Origin of the sequence: Rhizobium sp. 1399, from assembly GCF_031455475.1 — a bacterium.
Classification (GTDB): Bacteria; Pseudomonadota; Alphaproteobacteria; order Rhizobiales; family Rhizobiaceae; genus Rhizobium.
Map to the genome: position 1 here is coordinate 103,034 of NZ_JAVDSU010000002.1, position 20,894 is coordinate 123,927.

Sequence of the window (20,894 nt, forward strand, 5' to 3'; positions counted from 1 at the left end):
ACGATCAGCCGCGCGGGGACGATGCGACAACTGACTGCGGCCGCGCGGCTTCGGCAGATGGCAATGACGACAGGAAATCAGCCGGAGGCAAGGGGCGGGAGAACAGGAAGCCCTGCAAGTCGTTGCAGCCGGCAGCAACGAGAAAATCTCTCTGCCCCCTCGTCTCGACGCCTTCCGCCGTTGTCGCTTTTCCAAGCGTGCGGCTCAAGCCCAGGATCGCCGAAACGATGGCGGCGCCCTCGGCCTGTGTTCCGAGCAACCGCACGAAGGACCGGTCGATCTTGATGCGGTCGATATTGAACTGAATGAGGTGACTGAGCGAAGAAAAGCCGGTGCCGAAATCGTCGAGCGCAATCCGGATCCCGTGGGACCGAAGCCTGCCGAGTGTCCCTTGCGCGGTCTCGTCGATGTTGAAGAGGGCGGCTTCCGTCAGTTCCAGCTCGAGGCGCGATGGCGGCAGGCCGGTTTCCGCCAGGATCGACAGCACGTGGCCGTCGAAGTCCCGGTGACGGATTTGCGAGGGCGAGACGTTGACGGCGACCGACATGTCGGCTGGCCAGCCTGCGGCTGCCTTGGCTGCATTCCTCAACACCCACTCGCCCAACTGGTCGATCATGCCGGCTTCCTCGGCGATCGGGATGAATTTGTCCGGCGACAGCAGCCCAAGGGTGGGGTGGCGCCACCGCACGAGGGCCTCTGCACCCGAAAGTTCTTCATGCGCGTCAGCACGATGCACGCCCTGAAAGAAGACCTCCAGATGGCCCGGATCACCTGAATGCGCATTCTCGACGCTATCGGGGATATACGTACGACCGTCCAGCACGAGGCGAAGATCGTTCTTGAGGTTTTCCCGTGCCTCGACCCGGTGATCCAGCGAAGGATCATATTCGATCAGGCGGCCGCGCCCGTTGGTCTTGGCTTCATAAAGGGCGACGTCCGCACGCCGCAAAATCTCGCTGGTTGCCTCAGCCGCGTCATGAAAGGCCGCGATGCCGATCGAGCATCCGATGCGGACGACGACGTCACCGCCACGAAGCTGGAACGGCTTGCTCAGGGCCTCGATAATGGCGTTGAAGAGGAGGATGTAACTATCGTCGCCCTCCCTGACAGCAGGAAGAAGCAGGGCGAATTCATCGCCGCCGAGCCTTGCAAGCGTATCGCCTGGTTCGATCAGAGCATTCATCCTGTCGACGGCGCCGCGCAGCAGCTCGTCACCGGCGGCATGCCCATGGATGTCGTTCACTTCCTTGAATTTGTCGAGGTCGACAAGGGCAAGGACAGCGAGCTCGCCGGGCGATTTCATGGCCGCAAGGCATTGCTCGAAACGGGCTGCAAACAGCGCCCGGTTCGGCAGGCCCGTCAATACGTCATGCAGTGAAAGATGCCGTGCATGATGTTCGCTCGCGCTGAGTTCTCTGAGGCTGCCGCGCAAACGGCCCATCAGGGCGAAGAAGAGGCCGGCGATGATAAGGCCGGCCACGGAGAGCACGGGAACAAGCCGGCCGATGACGCGTGAGCCCGGCAGATCCGGCCTCCAGATGATGAAGCCGATCGGGTCGCCAGATGCCGTTGCCTCGATTTCGAACGCAACTTCATTCTGTTCCTGGTCCGCGGTGCGGGCATAACGAGCGCCGGCCAAACCCTGTTCGCGGCTTAGCGTATCGAGCGTGACACCGTCGAGGAAGCGGAACGCCACGAGGTAGAGCCTGTTGCCGCCATGTCCTTCTTGCGGATCCACTTTCGAAGAACCCGTGACCGAAACGACGCCGGCGACCGAAGGGCGGCCCTCAAGCCGCATCAGCTCCACCCGGCTGGGTTCCGGATCGGAACTCGGCCCCTGCGGCGCACCGTGGTTCCTTGCTTCCAAATCCTGGATCATCGGCTGAAGCAGCGGTCGCACCCATTTGAAGCGGCGTTTCGTTTCGGGATCGGACTGTAGCGCAAGCTCACCTGCCGGGGTCACGAGGAATGCCGCATTGTAGCCGAATACCGTTGTCGCGATCTTGCCGAATGTCGAGGCCGATGTCGTGCCTGCGCGCTCGCTCTTGCCGCCGGTCGGCGCCGAATCCGCCACCAGCAGCGAAGCATAGCCTGCGCCCATCAGCTGGATGTCCTGCGATACGCGCTTGACCTGATCCAGGAGGCGGCTGTTGACGAGTTGGCGCTGCCGATCGAGGGCGGCTGCGTCGCTTTCCCTACCGGCCCAGATAGCAGCCAGGAACACCAGGCCAAGAATTGCCAGGCCGCTGATGGCAAGCAGCACCAGTATCGACCCGGACGATGTCCAGGTCGCTCTGTGAGCGAATAATCTTAAAGACGGATCAGCAGGCACGCAGTCTTCTCCCGAGCGCCCTGATACTGACCGCGATTGTTTACAAAATGCTTTTCAAGCAGCATCAAAATTGATGGCCCAAAATGATGAGCTTTTTAATCGTTTTGTGATTGGCTGCTCATTGTGCAACGCTTGCCGATGCAAGGTTGGCGATCGAGCTCTACATCAAGGTGATTGATATGTTGCGATTAGGATCTCTCTATCGTTCGAAGTTCTTCGCATTTGCCTGTGCGGCCGTTGTTGCGGTCAGTATTTTTGAGCCCGCTATTGTCCGGGCTGCCGAAAACGACAACATCCGCATAGCCGTCGAGGGTGCATTTCCGCCGTTCAACTATGTCGATTCCAATAATCAGCTTCAGGGATTCGACGTGGATATCGCCAAGGCCCTTTGCGAGACCGCGAAATTGAAGTGCGAATTTGTTATCCAGGAATGGACGGCGATGATCCCGAACCTGCTCGACAACAAATATGACGCGATCATCTCGTCAATGTCGATGAGCGCGGAGCGGCGAGAAAAGGTTGCCTTCACCGAGAAGTATTATGACAGCCCGACGGTCTTCATCGCGCGCAAAAACGACGAGATCGCCGGCACGTCAGCCGATGATCTGAAGAAACTGCGGCTCGGCGTGACGGCAGCAACCTCCCAGGAATCCTACGCCAAGAGATTCTACAGCGGTGTCGAAACGACCGTGTTCCAGGCATCGCCGGATCTTTACAAGGGCCTTGCCGACGGCAAGGTCGATATCATCCTGGAAGACAAGCTCGCCGTCTACGACTGGCTCGCAAACACCAAGGCGGGCAGCTGCTGCGAGTTCAAGGGCGAGGATATCAAGAACACCGAATATTTCGGTGACGGCGCCGGCATCGCCGTGCGCCCGACCGACAAGCCTTTGCTGGACAAGCTCAATGCTGCGCTTGCAGAGATCGAGGCTAACGACATCTACGACACGATCAACGCAAAATATTTCCCGTTCAGCATCCGTTGAGGGCGCCGGGCCGAATTCCCTTGATTGTTGCGGCTGGTCCTATGGATCCGCCGCAGCATTGTTTGCCGCCTGCGGCATGCGTTCCCAATGTTTGCGGGCGCGCCACAGCACCGTTTCGTCCGCGTAACCCAGGACTTGCGCAAGCTCTTTCATTCTGACCGCGCCGTTCTGTCTCTGCAGCGCAAGGATACTTTGGCGGTATTGCCGCATCAGATCCCTCAACGATGTCCCCTGCTCGGAGAGCCGCCGTTGCAAGGTTCGCGGCGAAAGGCTGAGCTCCTGCGAAAGCCCGACGAGCGTGATGGGTTTGTGTCCGAGATAGATCCCGATCAATGATCGCACATGATCGACGGTCGAGTCCGACTGCAACAACTTGCCGCTCAGATCCGCGATATGGCGCTCCAGGACCGCCGCCAGATCGGGCTGCTCCTGCCGGTAGACACGGCGGGCGTCTTCTGCCGAAACCACGATGCGATTGGCAGACTCGCCGAATTTTAAGGGCGCCCGGAAAATCCGCTGCAAGGTCGTCGGATCGCGAGGCGCCCGATGTTCAAAATGGACTTCGACGGGTCTCCATCCGCGTGCGAAGCAGGCACGGACGAGCTGGCAGGACGCGGCCAGCGTGAACTCGCTGTCCTGCCGTCTCGGCCAGAGCCTGGGATCGTCGAGGCGGTAGCTCCAGACCAGATTGCCGTCTTCCTGAAAGACACCGGAATTGGTGCCGCTCTGGACGGTGTTCACATATTTGGCCAATCGTTCGAAACCGGTGCGGATCGTGCTCGATATCGAAAAGAGCACGCCGATCGGGCCGATATCGCTCGGCTTGAACAGGGTTCCAAGCAATGCGCCGATCGTCGGATCTCCGACGATCGATGCCGCATCTTCGAAGATCGCCACATATCGGTTCATGGGGATCATGGCATAGGGATCGTCAAGCTGGCTGCGCAGAAGACCATGAAGGGCAAGCAATACATCTGCCTTGCCGGATTTCCGGTCGATTTGTTCGATGAGCGGCAGCAGTACAGACGCACGAATTGAAGCAAATATCTGCGCGGACGTGCCGGTTTGCTGGGCAGATGACATGTTTTTGTTCCCCGCCGCCAGTGATGGCGCAAATTATCGATTCATTGGCATGAACTGCAATTTTGAGGCCAATCGGTCGTGACTACCGTGTTGATGAAAATCAAAAACAGGGGTTCTCATGACAACGCACACCACTTTGGGAAATCCTCCCGATCGCCTCGCGAAAAATTCCGTCGGCCTTGCCCATATCGTCTTCTTCGTCGTGGCGGCGGCAGCGCCGCTCACCGCCGTTGTTGGCGCCACTCCTGCCGCTTTCGCTTTCGGCAATGGACCCGGTGTCCCGGGTGCCTTCGTCCTGGCAGGGATCCTGTATCTCATCTTCTCGGTCGGCTTCACGGCGATGAGCCGGCATGTCGGCGGGACGGGCGCCTTCTACACCTACATCACCCAGGGCATCGGCAAGCCGGCCGGTGTTGGCGGTGCGCTGATGGCGCTTCTGACCTATTCGTCGGTACAGATCGCCATCTACGGGTTGTTCGGCGTCTTCATGAGCGGCGCCGTGGCATCGATCGTGACGCTTCCGTGGTGGGCTTGGTCCTTTGCCGCACTGGTGGCCGTCCATCTTTGCGGCCAGCGAAACATTGCCTTTTCAGGCACGATCCTTGGCATCTGCATGCTGGCTGAGGTCGCTATCCTTCTGCTTCTCGACATCGGCATTGTGCTGACCGGTGGCGGGCCGGAAGGTTTCAGCCTCTCCTCCTTCAGCCCGGCCACCGTGTTTTCGCCGGGTCTCGGCGTCGCGCTCGTCTTTGTGGTCGGCTCCTTCATCGGTTTCGAGGCCACTGCCATCTTCGGAGAAGAGGCGGAAAACCCGGAAAAAACGATCCCGCGCGCAACCTATGCCGCCGTTTTGCTGATCACTGTCTTCTACGCGCTGTCGACCTGGGCCATCGTGCAGTTCTATGGCCCTTCAAAGGTGCAGGCGACTGCCGGCAGCGGCTTGGAAACCTTCTATTTCGTCGCTTCCGACGCGGTCCTCGGACAATGGTCGTCGCAGGTCATGAATATCCTGCTGATCACCAGCCTCTTTGCCTGCATCCTGTCCTTCCACAACACGCTGAACCGGTATTTCTACGCGCTTGGACGCGAAGGGCTCGTCGTCAGGGCTCTGGGCAAGGTCCATCCGGTCCACGGTTCGCCCTATATCGCGGGTGCCATCCAGAGCGCCATTGCCGCCCTCGCGCTTGTCTGCTTCATCGCAGCTGGCGCCGATCCCTATACGGTCGTCTTTTCCTGGATGTCCGCTCTGGCCGTTCTCGGGATCCTGGCTGTCCAGGCCCTTGTCTGCGTGGCCATCGTTCTCTTCTTCCGGGGATTGCCGCATCGCTACAGTCTATGGACCACGACGGTGGCACCGGTCCTGGCGCTGCTCGGTATCCTCGGCTCGATCGTCCTCGTTATCGTCAACCTGCCGCTCCTGTCGGGATCGGAAAGCGTGATTGTGAAATCCTTCCCGCTGCTGGTGGTGCTGACCGGCCTGATTGGGGCTGCCTTTGCAGTGCGCATCAGGACCGTGAAGCCCGAACTCTATGCTTCGCTTGGGAAGGCCTTCGAATGACGAGACTTCAACCTTTGACCCTCGTCGACCGGATGTCGCTGATGACCTTGATGGCTTTGACCATCGCCACAATCCTGATGGCGGCAGAAGCACACGCATTTTGCTCTGTCTTCTGCATCCATGGTGATCGCATGCCCGAAATGGACATCTGCTCCGGCCGCTGACGGCTGAGCCCTGCAGTGTGCAGCCAGATGCGCACTGCCACCACCCAAAGCACATGAAGGACTGACAATGGACGCCATTGTAGAAACGCTCGCCTATCCGCTCGACCCGTTGAGCCTGACCGAGATCTCGGAAGCCGTCGCAATTCTGAAGGACGAAAAGCAACTGCCGCAATCGATCCGCTTCCCGATCATTCGCCTAGAGGAGCCGACCAAATCCGACATGGCAATGCATCGCGACGGAAGGAAGCTTCCCCGGCTGGCATTTGTCCTGTCGCTGGATTCCAGCTCGGGCGAAGTCCATGAATCGATCGTCGACCTGTCGAAAAAAACTGTCGTCGAGCACAAGAGGCTGCCGCTTGAATCAGCGCCCTACGGACAGCCACCCGTCATGCTTTGCGAGTTCGAGACCGTCGAGGCGACAGTCAAATCGGACCCCCGCTGGATTGCCGCGGTCAAGAAGCGCGGTATCACCGAGGAAGATATTCCGCTCGTCCAGATCGACCCGTTTTCCTCGGGTTTTTTCGGACGCGAATTCGAGAAGGGCGCCCGCATCGTTCGCGCCGTCTCCTATTGGCGCGAAGATATCCGCGACAATGGCTACGCCCATCCGATCGAAGGGGTTGTTGCCGTTGTCGACCTCATCAGCAATCAGGTGGTCGATCTCGTCGACGACGAAACCGTCATTCCGGTGCCGAGGAGGAAGCGCAATTACGGACAGGAGTCCTTTCCCGATGTCCGTCAGGATGTAAAGCCGCTCAATATCGTGCAGCCGCAGGGACCGAGCTTCTCGGTCGATGGCTGGACAGTACAATGGCAGGACTGGTCGTTTCGTGTCGGTTTTACGCCTCGCGAAGGTCTCGTCCTGCATGAGCTCGGTATTAAAAATGGCGGCAAGCTTCGTCCCGTGATCTTCCGTGCCTCGGTGACCGAAATGGTCGTGCCTTATGCCGATCCGACCGCCAACCACTATTGGAAGAGCGCTTTCGACGCCGGAGAATATGGGCTGGGGCGGCTCGCCAACAGCCTTGAGCTCGGCTGCGATTGCCTTGGCCAGATACACTATTTCGATATCCCGTCGGCGGATGATTTCGGCCAGCCGGTGATGATGAAGAACGCCGTTTGCATGCATGAGGAGGATTTTGGGATCCTCTGGAAGCACTACGAGTTCAGAAACGGCATTTTTGAAGTGAGGAGATCGCGCCGTCTCGTCATCTCCTTCTTCGCGACGGTCGGCAATTATGACTATGGCTTCTACTGGTATCTCTACCAGGATGGCACCATCCAGCTCGAAGCAAAGCTGACTGGCATTATCCAGACCGCGGCTGTGGCGAGTGGCCAGAAATATGCCTGGGGTGGAATGGTCGACGACAATCTCGGCGGCCCGACCCACCAGCATTTCTTCAATGCCCGCCTGCACATGGATATCGATGGCGGCGGAAATACCGTCACCGAGCATGAGTTCCAGCCACGCCCATGGGGCGAGGACAATCCCTATGGCAATGTCTTCGATACGAAGACGAAAATATTGAAACGGGAGCTCGATAGTCCCGCCGTCGCCAACGGCGAGACCGGCAGGTATTGGAAGGTCCAGAACTCCAACGAGCAGAATTCCGTGGGCAATGCGCCCGGATATAAAATGGTCGTCATGCCAAGTCCCCTGATGCTCGCCCAGGAGGGGTCGACCGTTGCTCAGCGTGGCGGCTTTGCCAAGAAGCACATCTGGGTGACGGCTTTCGACGCGAAGGAAAAATATGCGTCCGGCGACTATCCGAATGTGCATGCAGGTGGGGACGGCCTGCCGAAATATGTCGAGAACAACCGGAATATCGAAAACGCCGATATCGTGCTCTGGCATTCTTTCGGGCATACGCATGTCTGCAAACCGGAGGATTTTCCGATCATGCCGGTCGAATATGCAGGCTTTACCCTGAAACCGAACGGTTTCTTCGACAGCAACATTGCCATGAACCTCCCCGCTGCCCGCAATGAGCATAGCCGTGACAACCACGGCTCGGCCGCTTCCGATCAGGGGGATGAAGCCAGCGGCAGTTGCTGCGGACATTGACGGGGATCGCATGCAGTATTGGGGCGACAGCAAAAGTCGCCCCTTATCTGCAGCCTACCCTTAGCTCTCGGTAATGCGCCGATCCTCGTCGGAGCCGACCGAGAGCTGCTTCCAGTCGAGATCTTCCTGCAATTCGAGATATTGCGTCGGCCCGATCTTGTTCTTGTCGCGCAGCTCTTCGAGGCGTTGGCGCTGGGCGATCACGGCGGCGATCGTCAGCTTGCGGCGGCGCACGAGCGGCGAGGCATCGCCGGCGTCAGAGGGCACCGTCCAGTGATCCTTGCAGATCGTCCTGATGGCCTCAGCCTCGGCGCCACCTTCCTTCTCGAGCCGCTCAAATGCAGCTTCGGCAAGCGAGCGCCTTGCGGCTTCCAGTTCGTCGTGAACTTGCGCCTGCCGCCCGAGTTTCAGGAAATGGATCATCGGGGCGAGCGTCGCTCCCTGGATGACGAGCGTTGCCAGCACCACGGCAAAGGCTGTCAGCACGACGAGGTCACGTTCCGGAAAGTCGGCGGGCAGGGCAAAGGCGGTGGCGAGCGTGACCAGGCCGCGCATGCCGGACCAGCCGACCAGAAAGGTCTCCCCGTGCCTGAAGGGCGCCAGCAGATTGCCGCGCCGGTGGCGCGAAATGACGATCGCATGCAGCAGGAAGGCCATCGTCAGTCGCGCCAGGATGACGCCGACCACGACGATAGCGGCAAAGCCGAGCGACCGCTCGAGGGCCTCGGCCGACATGGATTCGACAATGCTGCGCGCCTGAAGCCCCATCAGCAGGAAGGCGACGACGTTCAGCAGGAAGACGACGGTCGTCCACACGGCAAAGGAATGCACCCGCATGCGCGGGGAATCGTCGACTGTCGAAAGCGTCGCGATCGTCATGGCGCTCGCAACCGTCGCAAGCACAGCCGAAAGATGCAGATGCTCGGCGATCAGCCAGGTCGAAAAGGCATAGACGAACTGCAACAGCGTGCCGCCGACCGTATTTTCGGTAATCGGTCGGAGCCGCGAAACGAAAAAGCCGAAGGCGATGCCGAGGAGAATGCCGCCGGGTGCCGCAAAGCCAATCTGGAGCGCTGTCGCTCCGTCGAGCCCGCCGCGTGCCTGGACCGTCAGTGCCGCTCCAAACAGCAACAGCGCCGTTGCGTCGTTAAACAGGCTTTCGCCCTTGAGCAGCGCATCCACACGCCGATCCACCGGCAGATTGGAAAGCACGGCGGTCGCTGCCGCAGCATCGGGCGGAGCAACGATGGCGCCGAGCGTCACGGCAACCGCAATCGGCAATCCGACCGTCAGCATGCTGATCGACACCACCACGCCTGTCGTCACCAGAACGGCAATGACGGCATAGAAGATCAGCGGCAGCAGCATGCGCCGCGCAGCCCCCATCGGGAAATCATAGGCGGAATCGACGAGCACCGGTGCGATGAACAGGGCAAGCGCCGTCGGCGGGTCGATCGGGATGACAGGCGCACCGGGCAGCATCGCCACGCCGACGCCAGCAGCGGCCAGAATGCCGGGATAGGGCAGATGCATGCGCCTGGTGATCTGCAGGAGCAGGATGGCGACGGCCAGCAGGGCAACGAGGGTTTCGAAGAAGGTCATGACGGCATAGTAGCAGGCTTTCGGGCGCATTGAAGCGGGTGCGGCTCCCATGTAAAGCTTAAGCCTATCAAGGTGATGACGAAACGCGGGGCGAAGCCGTGACGATGGACTACGATGTGGCTGTTATCGGCGCCGGCGCAGCAGGCATTGCTGCGGCACGAAGGCTGACCGATGCCGGACGCTCGGTCGTCATTCTCGAAGCCAGCAACCGTGTCGGCGGTCGGGCCTGGACGGTCGAACTTTCCGGCATGCCGCTCGATATGGGCTGTGGCTGGCTGCATTCGGCCGAGCGCAATCCCCTTGTCGCGATCGGCCGCGAGGCAGGCTTTACGATCGAGCGCGGGCCGACGGCCTGGCAGAACCAATGGCGTGATCTCGGTTTCTCGCCGGAAGAACGTGCGGCTGCTGCCGCTGCCTGGGAGGCGCTTGAAAAGCGGCTGCGGGGCAATCCCCCAGCAAGCGACAGGGCCTCGGATGCGCTGGAGCCGGATGGTGAGTGGAATGCCTATTGCCAGTCGCTCAGCGGCTATCTGAACGGCGCGCCGCTGGAGCGGCTGTCGGTTGCCGACTTCCTCGCCTATGACAACGCCGCAACCGATGCCAACTGGCGCGTGCACGAAGGCTATGGAAACCTGATCGCTGCTGCCATTCCAGACGTGACCCTGCGCCTCTCGACGCCGGTCCGCCGTGTCGCGCTAACCGGTGAGGGTGTCCGGGTTGAAACCGATCGCGGTCCGGTGACGGCAGGTGCGGCAATCGTCACGGTCTCGACCAATGTTCTCGCCCGCGGCATGATCGCCTTTGACCCTGAGGCCGATGATCACCTGCACGCCGCAGCGCAACTGCCGCTCGGCCTTGCTGACAAGCTTTTCATGGAGCTTCACGGCAATCATGGCCTCGAGCCGGAAACGCATCTGCTCGGCGATGCCAGGAACGACGAGACCGGCAGCTATTATATCCGGCCGCTCGGACGTCCGGTTGTCGAAGGCTTCTTCGGCGGTAAGGGCGCCGTCGTCATCGAACAGGCCGGCCTGCTCGACGCCTTCGCCTTCGCCCTCGACCAGCTGTCATCGCTCTTGGGGAACAACATCCGCCGCCACCTGCGTCCGCTCGCAGCCTCGTCCTGGTGCCACACGGATTGGGTTCGCGGCTCCTACAGCCATGCGCTGCCCGGCCATGCCGGCGCCCGCACCATCCTGGCGCGTCCGGTCGCCGACCGACTGTTCTTCGCCGGTGAGGCGACGCATCAATCGGACTTCTCGACAGCGCATGGCGCCTGGGAAAGCGGGTTGCGGGCCGCCGACGAGGTGATTGGCAGCCTCAGTTAAGAGCTGCGATAAAAAAACCGGGCGGTTTTTCGCCGCCCAGCTTTCGGATGATGATGCTTTCACAGGCAACGCAATAAGGCGATCCTGTCGCCTTATTGCAACGTGCGGCCCTGGAGCTGCCCGGCGGCGAAGTCCGGCACGGCAGCGGTCGCTCCAGCGCCTTCAAGTCCGGTCGCGACGACCGAGACGCGGAACCTGCCGTCGAGGCTGCGGTCGAAGATTGCGCCGACGACGATTTCGGCGTCGTCCTGCACTTCATCGCGAATGCGGCTTGCGGCCTCGTCGACCTCGAAGAGGGTCATGTCGGAACCGCCGGAAATCGATATCAGCACGCCCTTGGCACCTCTCATCGAGATATCGTCGAGCAGCGGGTTGGCGATGGCAGCTTCTGCTGCCTTCATCGCGCGTGCCTCGCCCTCAGCCTCGCCCGTGCCCATCATCGCCCGGCCCATGCCGCGCATGACGGACTTCACATCGGCGAAGTCGAGATTGATCAGGCCTTCCTTGACGATGAGATCGGTGATGCAGCCAACACCAGCATAAAGCACACGGTCCGCCGTCATAAAGGCATCGGCGAAGGTGGTCTTCGCGTCCGCAATGCGGAACAGGTTCTGGTTGGGAATGACGATGACGGTATCGGCCGCCTGACGCAGCGCTTCAATGCCGGCTTCCGCCATCTTCATGCGGCGATTGCCCTCGAAGGTGAAGGGCTTGGTGACGACACCGACCGTCAGGATGCCGGCCGAACGTGCCGCATGTGCAATGACGGGGGCTGCACCCGTGCCCGTGCCGCCGCCCATGCCGGCGGTGACGAAACACATATGCGAGCCGCTCAGGTGATCCATGATCTCGTCGAGCGATTCCTCGGCAGCAGCGCGGCCGACTTCCGGCAAGGAGCCGGCGCCGAGGCCTTCCGTGACATGGGCGCCGAGCTGGATGCGGCGCGTCGCCTTGGAGGTCGCGAGCACCTGGGCGTCCGTATTTGCAGCGATGAAATCAACGCCCGCCAGTTTTTCGGCGATCATGTTGTTGATCGCGTTTCCGCCACCGCCGCCGACGCCAATCACCGTGATCTGCGGCCGTAGTCCCGTAATGCCGCTCTTGGCGTCTGTCATCGAACTCTCCTTTTGTCCCTCGTGCATGCTCCGCCCCGTCGCGGATAGCGAATCGCATAATACGTTAAGCGCGCAACAAGGCAGAGGCGGGGCGAGCTTTGCAATATCCAAAGGGATTTCAGCACTCGTTCATGTTCGAAAAGACCGCACGGTGAGATTGATCCGGAAGATCGCACCAGCAGCGATTGCTTTGCCTCGAGGCGAAGTTTGGCTAAAGATGAAAGCGAAACGAAGGGAGGGCGCATGTTTCTGTCGGATCGTCAGGAGAAGATCATCGCGCTTGCGAGGTCGTCGGGCCGGGTACTGGTTGATGATCTGGCGGCGCAGTTTGCCGTGACACCGCAGACGATCCGCAAGGATCTGAACGATCTTTGCGATGCGCAGCTTCTGACACGCATTCATGGCGGCGCAACCTTCCCGCGTGGGACGGAGAATGTCCGCTATGATGCGCGGCGCCAGATTGCCGCAACGGAAAAACAGGCGATCGGTGTTGCTGCCGCTGATCTCATTCCCAATAACAGCTCGCTCTTCATCAATATAGGCACGACGACGGAAGCTGTCGGAGAGGCGCTCTCCGATCATCACGAATTGATGGTGATCACCAATAATATCAATGTCGCCAATAGATTACGGCTGATCGACAATATCGAGGTGGTTATCGCCGGCGGTGTGGTACGCCAATCCGACGGTGGCATTGTCGGGGAAGCAGCCGTCGATTTCATCAGGCAGTTCAAGGTCGATTATGCCGTGATCGGCGCTTCGGCGATCGATCCGGATGGTGCTTTGCTCGATTACGATTTCCGTGAGGTGAAGGTGGCCCAGGCCATCATCGCCAATGCCAGACACGTCATTCTGGTAGCGGATTCGACCAAGTTCGAGCGCACTGCCCCCGTCCGAATCGGCCAGATTTCGCAGGTCCATACCTTCATCACCGACCAATGCGATTCGCCTTCTATCCGCAATATCTGTCAGCAGAGCGGTGTTGTGCTGGTCGAAACAGCGAAAGCTAATCGCTGATTTTAGCCGTGAATAACATTCGTTTGACATTCGAAAAATTTTCGGTTTAATCATCCTCACTTTCGCAATGGTGGGGGAACCGTTGCGCTGTCCTGGCTCAAAGAGGGGGAGCATGAGCCGTATCAACGATATTTTCGTCATTGGCGGCGGGATCAACGGCTGCGGCATTGCGCGCGATGCGGTTGGCCGTGGTTATACGGTAGCCCTTGCCGAGATGAATGATTTCGCCTCCGGCACCTCGTCGGGTGCCACCAAGCTCATCCATGGCGGATTGCGCTATCTCGAACATTACGAGTTCCGCCTGGTGCGGGAATCCTTGATGGAGCGCGAGATCTTATGGGCCATGGCCCCGCACATCATCTGGCCGCTGCGCTTCGTGCTGCCCTATCACAAGGGCGGCATCCGCCCGGCCTGGATGATTCGCCTTGGCCTGTTCCTCTACGACCACTTGGGCGGCCGCAAGCTCCTGCCGCCGACGGCGGTCTTGAACATGCGCACCGATCCGGCGGCAAAGCCGCTGAAGGCGCTGTTTTCCAAAGCCTTCGAATATTCCGACGGCTGGGTCGACGATGCCCGCATGGTGGTGCTGAATGCCCGGGATGCCGCCGACAAGGGCGCACTGATCATGCCGCGCACCAGGGTGGTGTCCGCAAGACAGGAGAATGGCGTCTGGACGATCGAGACGATCAATACCGTCACCGGCAAGAGTGAGCGCCATCAGGCCCGCATGCTCATCAATGCCGCCGGTCCCTGGGTCGACCATGTCATCCGTTCCGCCTTCGGCCAGAACGAGGCCCGCCATGTGCGCCTCGTCCAGGGCAGCCACATCATCGTCAGGAAGAAGTTCGAGGGGCCACGCGCCTATTTCTTCCAGAACCCCGACAACCGCATCATCTTCGCTATCCCTTATGAGACCGACTTCACCCTGATCGGCACCACCGATCGCGACTACACCGCCGATCCGAAGGATGTGAAGATTTCCGAGGAGGAGACGCTCTATCTCTGCAACGCGGCGTCGGAATATTTCAAGGAGCCGGTCAAGCCCGACGATATCGTCTGGACCTATTCGGCGGTGCGCCCACTTTTCGACGACGGCGCCTCGAAGGCACAGGAAGCGACGCGTGACTATGTCTTGAAGATCGAGGGCAAGCAGGGCGAGGCACCGCTTCTCAATGTTTTCGGCGGCAAGCTCACCACCTATCGGCGGCTGTCGGAACATGCGCTCGAAAAGATCGGCGAGGCGATCGGCGTCAAGGGCAGGCCGTGGACGGCGGGCAGCCATCTGCCGGGCGGCGACTTTCCGGTGCAGGGCTATGAGGGCGTAGTCGGCAAGCTCAAGAGCCGCTATCCGTTCCTGACCGAGCCGCATGCCCGCCGGCTTGTCCGCCGCTACGGAACGAAAGCCGCCACGCTTCTTGGCAATGCCCAGAAGACAGAGGATCTCGGCAGGCTGTTCGGATCCGATCTCTACGAGGCAGAGGTTCGCTACCTGATCAAACATGAATGGGCCAGGCACGCAGAAGACGTGCTCTGGCGAAGAACAAAGGATGGCCTGCGTCTTTCGAAGGAGCAGGTGAGATCACTGGAGGAGTACATGGCTGCCATACCGGCACAGATGGCCGGATAAGGTGGCGTGTGGTCCCCGTTGCGAGGAGGCACGGGAATCGGAATGCTGGAGCTGCGAAACGCCGCCAAGATGGTGGGCGCGGACTATCATATCTATCCGACCGATCTGGTTCTCGAGCGGGGCACGCTGAACGTCCTGCTGGGGCCGACCTTGTCGGGCAAGACGTCGCTGATGCGGCTGATGGCGGGGCTTGATCGGCCGACCGAAGGCTCCGTGCATTTCGACGGCGCCGATGTCACCGGCATGCCGGTGCAGAAGCGCAATGTCGCCATGGTCTACCAGCAGTTCATCAACTATCCGGGGCTTACCGTCTATGAGAACATCGCCTCGCCGATGCGCATTTCCGGCAAGGATGGCGCCACGATCGACCGCGACGTGCGCAAGGCAGCCGAGCTCCTGAAATTGACACCCTATCTCGATCGCACGCCGCTCAATCTCTCAGGCGGCCAGCAGCAGCGCACCGCGCTCGCTCGCGCCCTCGTCAAGAATGCCAGCCTCGTGCTGATGGATGAGCCGCTCGCCAATCTCGACTATAAACTGCGCGAGGAATTGCGCGAGGAACTGCCGAAGATCTTCGCCCAGTCGGGGGCGATCTTCGTTTACGCCACCACCGAACCATCAGAAGCGCTGTTGCTCGGCGGCAATACGGCGACGCTGAACGCCGGCCGGGTCACGCAGTTCGGGCCGACGATCGATGTCTATCGGCGACCGGTCGATCTCGCCACCGCCGGCATCTTCGCCGATCCGCCGCTGAACGCCATCGAGGTCACTAAATCAGGTCCTATCTTTGTGCGCCCAGGCGGGGGTACGCTTCCGGTTCCGGCCCATCTTTCCACCGTGTCCGATGGACCCGTGACGATCGCCTTCCATCCGCACCATCTCGGGCTTGCGCCGCAAACCGGCGATGCGGCTCGCCTCAAGGCGCGCACACTGGTTTCGGAAATCACCGGCTCGGAGAGCTTCGTTCATCTGGACTATGACGGCGTGCGCTGGGTGATGCTGGCACACGGCATTCACGACATCGATCCGGACATGGAGATCGAAGCCTATCTCGACACGCGCCACTTGATGGCATTCGGCGCCGATGGTCAGGCCATCGCCACGGTTGGAAAGGTTTAGGAGAGCACAATGGCACGCATCACGCTCGACCATATCCGCCACGCTTACGGCGCCAATCCGAAGAGCGATAAGGATTATTCGCTGAAGGAAGTCGACCACGAGTGGAACGACGGCGGCGCCTACGCGCTTCTCGGCCCTTCCGGCTGCGGCAAGACCACGCTGCTCAATATCATCTCCGGTCTTCTCCAGCCGTCGCACGGCCGCATCCTGTTCGACGGCAAGGATGTCACGGACCTTTCGACCCAAAGCCGCAACATCGCGCAGGTCTTCCAGTTTCCGGTCATCTACGACACGATGACGGTCTACGACAATCTTGCCTTTCCGCTGCGCAACCGCGGCGTTGCCGAAGCGGATGTCGACCAACGTGTACGCGACATTCTCGAAATGATCGACCTTGCCGGCTGGGCGAAGCGCAAGGCGCAGGGTCTGACCGCCGACCAGAAGCAGAAGATCTCGCTCGGGCGCGGGCTGGTGCGCAACGACGTCAACGCCATCCTCTTCGACGAGCCGCTGACCGTCATCGATCCGCATATGAAGTGGGTGCTGCGTTCGCAACTGAAGCGGCTGCACAAGCAGTTCGGCTTCACCATGGTCTATGTCACCCATGACCAGACTGAAGCGCTGACGTTCGCCGAAAAGGTCGTCGTCATGTATGACGGCCAGATCGTCCAGATCGGCACGCCGGCCGAGCTCTTCGAGCGGCCAAGCCACACCTTCGTCGGCTATTTCATCGGCTCGCCCGGCATGAATTTCATGCCGGCAAAGATCGACGGCAGCACCGTCAGGGTCGGCGACGAGATGCTGACGCTCGACTATGCGCCGAAGACCGAGGGCGCGGCCAAGACCGAACTTGGCATCCGGCCGGAATTCATCCGGCTCGGACGGGAGGGGATGCCTGTATCGGTGAGCAAGGTCGAGGATATCGGCCGTCAGAAAATCGTGCGCGCCCGTTTCGCCGGCCAGCCGATTGCAATCGTCGTGCCTGAGGATGGCGAAATCCCTGATGACGCCCGCGTCAGCTTCGATCCGTCAGCCATCAGCATTTACGCCGACAGCTGGCGCGTCGGCAGGGAGGCCTGAGCCATGCAGAAGACGTGGAACAACAAAGCCTGGTTTCTGGTCTTGCCGGTGCTGCTGCTCGTGGCGTTTTCGGCCGTCATCCCGCTGATGACCGTCGTCAATTATTCGGTGCAGGATACGTTCGGCAATAACGAATTCTTCTGGGCCGGCACAGACTGGTTCGTCCAGACCCTGCATTCCGACCGTTTCTGGGAAGCATTGCAGCGCAACCTGCTCTTCTCCTTCATCATTCTGTCGCTGCAGATTCCGCTCGGCATCTTCATCGCGCTCAACATGCCGAAATCGGGGCCGGGCGTTCCTGTCTGCCTCGTCTTGATGGCGCTGCCGCTGCTCATTCCGTGGAACGTCGTCGGCACGATCTGGCAGGTCTTCGGCCGTGTCGATATCGGCCTGCTCGGCCATACGCTGGAAGCGATCGGCCTCGACTACAACTATGTGCGCGATCCGGTCGATGCCTGGGTGACCGTCATCATCATGGACGTCTGGCATTGGACGAGCCTTGTTGTGCTGCTCTGCTATGCAGGCCTCGTTTCGATCCCGGATGCCTATTATCAGGCGGCCAAGATCGACGGCGCCTCGCGCTGGTCCGTCTTCCGTTACATCCAGCTGCCGAAGATGAAGCGTGTGCTTCTGATCGCCGTGCTGTTGCGCTTCATGGACAGTTTCATGATCTATACCGAACCCTTCGTCGTCACCGGCGGCGGCCCCGGCAACTCGACGACCTTCCTCTCCATCGATCTGGTGAAGATGGCGGTCGGCCAGTTCGATCTCGGCCCGGCGGCGGCAATGTCGATCATCTACTTCCTCATCATCCTGCTGCTCTCCTGGGTGTTCTACACCGTGATGACCAGCGGCGACGCGAACGGCTGAAGGAGGGCGCAGACATGACCAAAAAATACAAACCTGCAGGCAACCTTTCCTGGCTCGTTCCGACGATCTACATCATCTTCCTGATCCTGCCGATCTACTGGCTCGTCAATATGAGCTTCAAGGAGAATGCCGAGATCACCGGCGCCTTCTCGCTGTGGCCGACGAACCCGACGCTGCGCAACTATGCGGTCATCTTCACCGACCCGTCCTGGTACAACGGCTATATCAACTCGATCATCTATGTGGTGATGAACACGGTGATCTCGGTCGCCGCAGCACTGCCGGCTGCCTATGCCTTTTCGCGCTACCGCTTCCTCGGCGACAAGCACCTGTTCTTCTGGCTTTTGACCAACCGCATGGCGCCGCCGGCGGTCTTCGCGCTGCCCTTCTTCCAGCTCTATTCGGCCTTCGGCCTGATCGACACGCATATTGCCGTCGCCCTCGCCCACTGCCTGTTCAACGTGCCGCTGGCGGTCTGGATCCTCGAAGGTTTCATGTCCGGTGTGCCGAAGGAGATCGACGAGACCGCCTATATTGACGGCTATTCCTTCCCGCGCTTCTTCGTGAAGATCTTCATTCCGCTGATTGCGAGCGGGGTAGGTGTCGCAGCCTTCTTCTGCTTCATGTTCTCGTGGGTCGAGCTCCTGCTTGCCCGCACGCTGACGACGACGGCGGCAAAGCCGATCTCGGCGATCATGACGCGCACGGTCTCGGCAGCCGGGATGGACTGGGGCGTGCTGGCGGCAGCCGGCGTGCTGACCATCATTCCGGGCGCCCTCGTCATCTATTTTGTTCGCAACTACATCGCCAAGGGCTTTGCCCTGGGCCGCGTCTGAGGAGGACCGGACATGAGCTTTTCCTGGATGGCCTGGACGCTGCCGACGGCGCTCTTCTTCCTGACGATCCTTCTGCTGCTGATCGGCATGAGCGTCTGGGAATATTTTTCGCCGGGCGGCACGCCGCGCGTTGGCTTGCTTCGTTTCGAGACGACGCGCGGCGACCGGCTATTCATTTCGCTGCTCGGCGCAGCATTCATTCATCTTGCATGGCTGGGTCTCATCGGACCCAACCTGTGGTGGGCTCTTGGCATCTCCGTGATCTACGCCATCGGCGTATTTCGTTACGTGTGATTCCAAGGTGATACGGAGGCCGGGGGTACTGGCCGCCTGAGACGTGAAGACTGCAATCGCTAAACCTGGGAGGATATTATGCGACGGCACTTATTGACGACGACAGCAGGCTTGCTGCTGGCAATGACCTCATCGGCCTATGCCGGCATGGACGAGGCCAAAACGTTCCTCGACAAGGAAATCGGCGACCTTTCGACGCTTCCCCGCGCCGATCAGGAAAAGGAAATGCAGTGGTTCGTTGATGCCGCGAAGCCTTTCGCCGGCATGGACATCAAGGTCGTGTCCGAGACCATCACAACCCATGAATATGAATCGAAGGTGCTGGCACCCGCCTTCACCGCAATCACCGGCATCAAGATCACCCATGACCTCATCGGCGAAGGCGACGTGGTCGAAAAGCTGCAGACGCAGATGCAGTCGGGCGAAAACATCTACGACGCCTATATCAACGACTCGGACCTGATCGGCACCCATTGGCGCTATCAGCAGGCCCGCAGCCTGACCGACTGGATGGCCAATGAAGGCAAGGATGTCACCAATCCTGGCCTCGACATCGACGACTTCATCGGCAAGTCCTTCACCACGGCGCCTGACGGCAAGCTCTATCAGCTGCCCGACCAGCAGTTCGCGAACCTCTACTGGTTCCGCTACGACTGGTTCAACGACGAGAAGAACAAGGCGGACTTCAAGGCGAAGTACGGCTACGATCTCGGCGTGCCGGTCAACTGGTCGGCCTATGAGGACATTGCCGAGTTCTTCACCGGTCGCGAGGTCGGTGGCAAGAAGGTCTATGGCCACATGGACTACGGCAAGAAGGACCCGTCGCTCGGCTGGCGCTTTACCGATGCTTGGCTCTCCATGGCCGGCAATGGCGACAGGGGCATCCCGAACGGCAAGCCCGTCGACGAGTGGGGCATCAAGGTTGATGAGAACTCCCGCCCGGTCGGCTCCTGCGTCGCGCGTGGCGGCGATACCAACGGCCCTGCGGCGGTCTATTCCATCCAGAAATATCTGGACTGGATGAAGGCCTATGCACCGGCCGCTGCCCAGGGCATGACCTTCTCCGAATCCGGCCCGGTCCCCTCGCAGGGCGAAGTCGCCCAGCAGATGTTCACCTACACGGCCTTCACCGCCGACTTCGTCAAGGAAGGCCTGCCGGTCGTCAATGCGGACGGCACGCCGAAATGGCGTTTTGCACCGAGCCCGCATGGCGTCTACTGGAAGGATGGCATGAAGCTCGGCTATCAGGATGCCGGCTCCTGGACGCTGATGAAGTCCACGCCTGACGATCGCGCCAAGGCGGCCTGGCTCTATGCCCAGTTCGTCACGTCAAAGACTGTCGATGTGAAGAAGAGCCACATGGGCCTGACCTTCATCCGCCAGTCGACGCTGGACCACAAGTCCTTCACCGATCGTGCGCCGAAGCTCGGCGGCCTGATCGAGTTCTACCGTTCGCCGGCCCGTCTGCAGTGGTCGCCGACCGGTACGAACGTTCCTGACTATCCGAAGCTCGCGCAGCTCTGGTGGCAGGCAATCGGTGACGCTTCGTCCGGCGCAAAGACGGCGCAGGGAGCAATGGACTCGCTTTGCTCCGAGCAGGAAAAGGTGCTGCAGCGCCTCGAACGCGCCAAGGTGCAGGGCGACATCGGCCCGAAGCTCGCCGAGGAGCACGATCTCGACTATTGGAACAAGGATGCCGTCGCCAAGGGCAACCTCGCTCCGCAGCTGAAGATCGAAAACGAGAAGGAAAAGCCCGTCACCGTCAACTATGACGAGCTCGTCAAGAGCTGGGCCGAAGCCAAGAAGTAGGCTGATCGA

The 20,894-nt window shown here is 60.4% G+C and carries 17 protein-coding genes; 13 read left to right on the forward strand and 4 right to left on the reverse strand.

The features are described from left to right. Nucleotides 1–4: 4 nt before the first annotated feature. Nucleotides 5–2,263 (reverse strand): EAL domain-containing protein, encoded by a 2,259-nt coding sequence (locus J2X71_RS06485; RefSeq protein WP_310380279.1) that lies wholly within the window; start codon nt 2,261–2,263, stop codon nt 5–7. Nucleotides 2,264–2,511: 248 nt separating this feature from the next. Between J2X71_RS06485 and J2X71_RS06490 the strand changes: the two genes are divergently transcribed. Continuing rightward, a complete protein-coding gene (locus J2X71_RS06490; protein WP_310380282.1) occupies nt 2,512–3,318 on the forward strand; it encodes a transporter substrate-binding domain-containing protein in 807 nt (268 codons plus the stop codon). Between the two features lie 39 nt (nt 3,319–3,357). On the opposite strand, the gene J2X71_RS06495 is transcribed toward J2X71_RS06490, so the two are convergent. After that, nucleotides 3,358–4,401: an AraC family transcriptional regulator gene (locus tag J2X71_RS06495; protein ID WP_310380284.1), complete on the reverse strand. Its 1,044-nt coding sequence runs from the start codon at nt 4,399–4,401 to the stop codon at nt 3,358–3,360. A gap of 118 nt (nt 4,402–4,519) precedes the next feature. Between J2X71_RS06495 and J2X71_RS06500 the strand changes: the two genes are divergently transcribed. The 3 genes from J2X71_RS06500 (at nt 4,520) to J2X71_RS06510 (ending at nt 8,188) form a co-directional block, all read left to right on the forward strand. Beyond that, the gene (locus tag J2X71_RS06500) at nt 4,520–5,959 is read left to right on the forward strand and encodes an APC family permease (protein ID WP_310380285.1); all 1,440 of its coding nucleotides are present in this window, start codon (nt 4,520–4,522) and stop codon (nt 5,957–5,959) included. Next, nucleotides 5,956–6,123 (forward strand): hypothetical protein, encoded by a 168-nt coding sequence (locus tag J2X71_RS06505; protein WP_310380287.1) that lies wholly within the window; start codon nt 5,956–5,958, stop codon nt 6,121–6,123. The genes J2X71_RS06500 and J2X71_RS06505 overlap by 4 nt, the downstream gene beginning before the upstream one ends. A 67-nt stretch (nt 6,124–6,190) precedes the next feature. Continuing rightward, nucleotides 6,191–8,188, forward strand: coding sequence for a primary-amine oxidase (locus J2X71_RS06510; RefSeq protein ID WP_310380289.1), 1,998 nt, complete (start codon nt 6,191–6,193; stop codon nt 8,186–8,188). Between the two features lie 60 nt (nt 8,189–8,248). Here J2X71_RS06510 and J2X71_RS06515 read toward each other — a convergent pair whose 3' ends face one another. Next, nucleotides 8,249–9,790 carry a cation:proton antiporter gene (locus J2X71_RS06515; protein WP_310382153.1) on the reverse strand — a complete coding sequence of 514 codons (1,542 nt, stop codon included), beginning with the start codon at nt 9,788–9,790 and terminating at the stop codon, nt 8,249–8,251. 104 nt (nt 9,791–9,894) lie between these two features. Between J2X71_RS06515 and J2X71_RS06520 the strand changes: the two genes are divergently transcribed. Beyond that, on the forward strand, nt 9,895–11,118 hold the full coding sequence (locus J2X71_RS06520) for an NAD(P)/FAD-dependent oxidoreductase (RefSeq protein ID WP_310382154.1): 1,224 nt from the start codon (nt 9,895–9,897) through the stop codon (nt 11,116–11,118). 92 nt (nt 11,119–11,210) lie between these two features. On the opposite strand, the gene ftsZ is transcribed toward J2X71_RS06520, so the two are convergent. Then, nucleotides 11,211–12,233, reverse strand: coding sequence for a cell division protein FtsZ (gene ftsZ, locus J2X71_RS06525; RefSeq protein ID WP_310380292.1), 1,023 nt, complete (start codon nt 12,231–12,233; stop codon nt 11,211–11,213). 243 nt (nt 12,234–12,476) lie between these two features. On the opposite strand from ftsZ, the gene J2X71_RS06530 reads away from it, so the two are divergent. The 8 genes from J2X71_RS06530 to J2X71_RS06565 all read left to right on the forward strand — a co-directional run bounded on the left by J2X71_RS06530 (nt 12,477) and on the right by J2X71_RS06565 (nt 20,885). Continuing rightward, nucleotides 12,477–13,250 carry a DeoR/GlpR family DNA-binding transcription regulator gene (locus J2X71_RS06530; RefSeq protein ID WP_310380293.1) on the forward strand — a complete coding sequence of 258 codons (774 nt, stop codon included), beginning with the start codon at nt 12,477–12,479 and terminating at the stop codon, nt 13,248–13,250. A 112-nt stretch (nt 13,251–13,362) separates the two neighbouring features. Continuing rightward, nucleotides 13,363–14,877: a glycerol-3-phosphate dehydrogenase gene (glpD, locus tag J2X71_RS06535; RefSeq protein WP_310380295.1), complete on the forward strand. Its 1,515-nt coding sequence runs from the start codon at nt 13,363–13,365 to the stop codon at nt 14,875–14,877. A 42-nt stretch (nt 14,878–14,919) separates the two neighbouring features. Continuing rightward, nucleotides 14,920–15,996: an ABC transporter ATP-binding protein gene (locus J2X71_RS06540; protein ID WP_310380297.1), complete on the forward strand. Its 1,077-nt coding sequence runs from the start codon at nt 14,920–14,922 to the stop codon at nt 15,994–15,996. A gap of 9 nt (nt 15,997–16,005) precedes the next feature. After that, the gene (locus J2X71_RS06545) at nt 16,006–17,076 is read left to right on the forward strand and encodes an ABC transporter ATP-binding protein (RefSeq protein ID WP_310380299.1); all 1,071 of its coding nucleotides are present in this window, start codon (nt 16,006–16,008) and stop codon (nt 17,074–17,076) included. A gap of 3 nt (nt 17,077–17,079) precedes the next feature. Then, complete coding sequence (locus J2X71_RS06550; RefSeq protein WP_310380301.1) at nt 17,080–17,946, forward strand: sugar ABC transporter permease; 867 nt, start codon at nt 17,080–17,082, stop codon at nt 17,944–17,946. A gap of 14 nt (nt 17,947–17,960) precedes the next feature. Then, nucleotides 17,961–18,782: a carbohydrate ABC transporter permease gene (locus J2X71_RS06555; protein WP_310380303.1), complete on the forward strand. Its 822-nt coding sequence runs from the start codon at nt 17,961–17,963 to the stop codon at nt 18,780–18,782. 12 nt (nt 18,783–18,794) lie between these two features. Further along, on the forward strand, nt 18,795–19,076 hold the full coding sequence (locus J2X71_RS06560; RefSeq protein WP_310380305.1) for a DUF2160 family membrane protein: 282 nt from the start codon (nt 18,795–18,797) through the stop codon (nt 19,074–19,076). A 78-nt stretch (nt 19,077–19,154) separates the two neighbouring features. Further along, nucleotides 19,155–20,885 (forward strand): ABC transporter substrate-binding protein, encoded by a 1,731-nt coding sequence (locus tag J2X71_RS06565; RefSeq protein ID WP_310380306.1) that lies wholly within the window; start codon nt 19,155–19,157, stop codon nt 20,883–20,885. Nucleotides 20,886–20,894 lie beyond the last annotated feature (9 nt).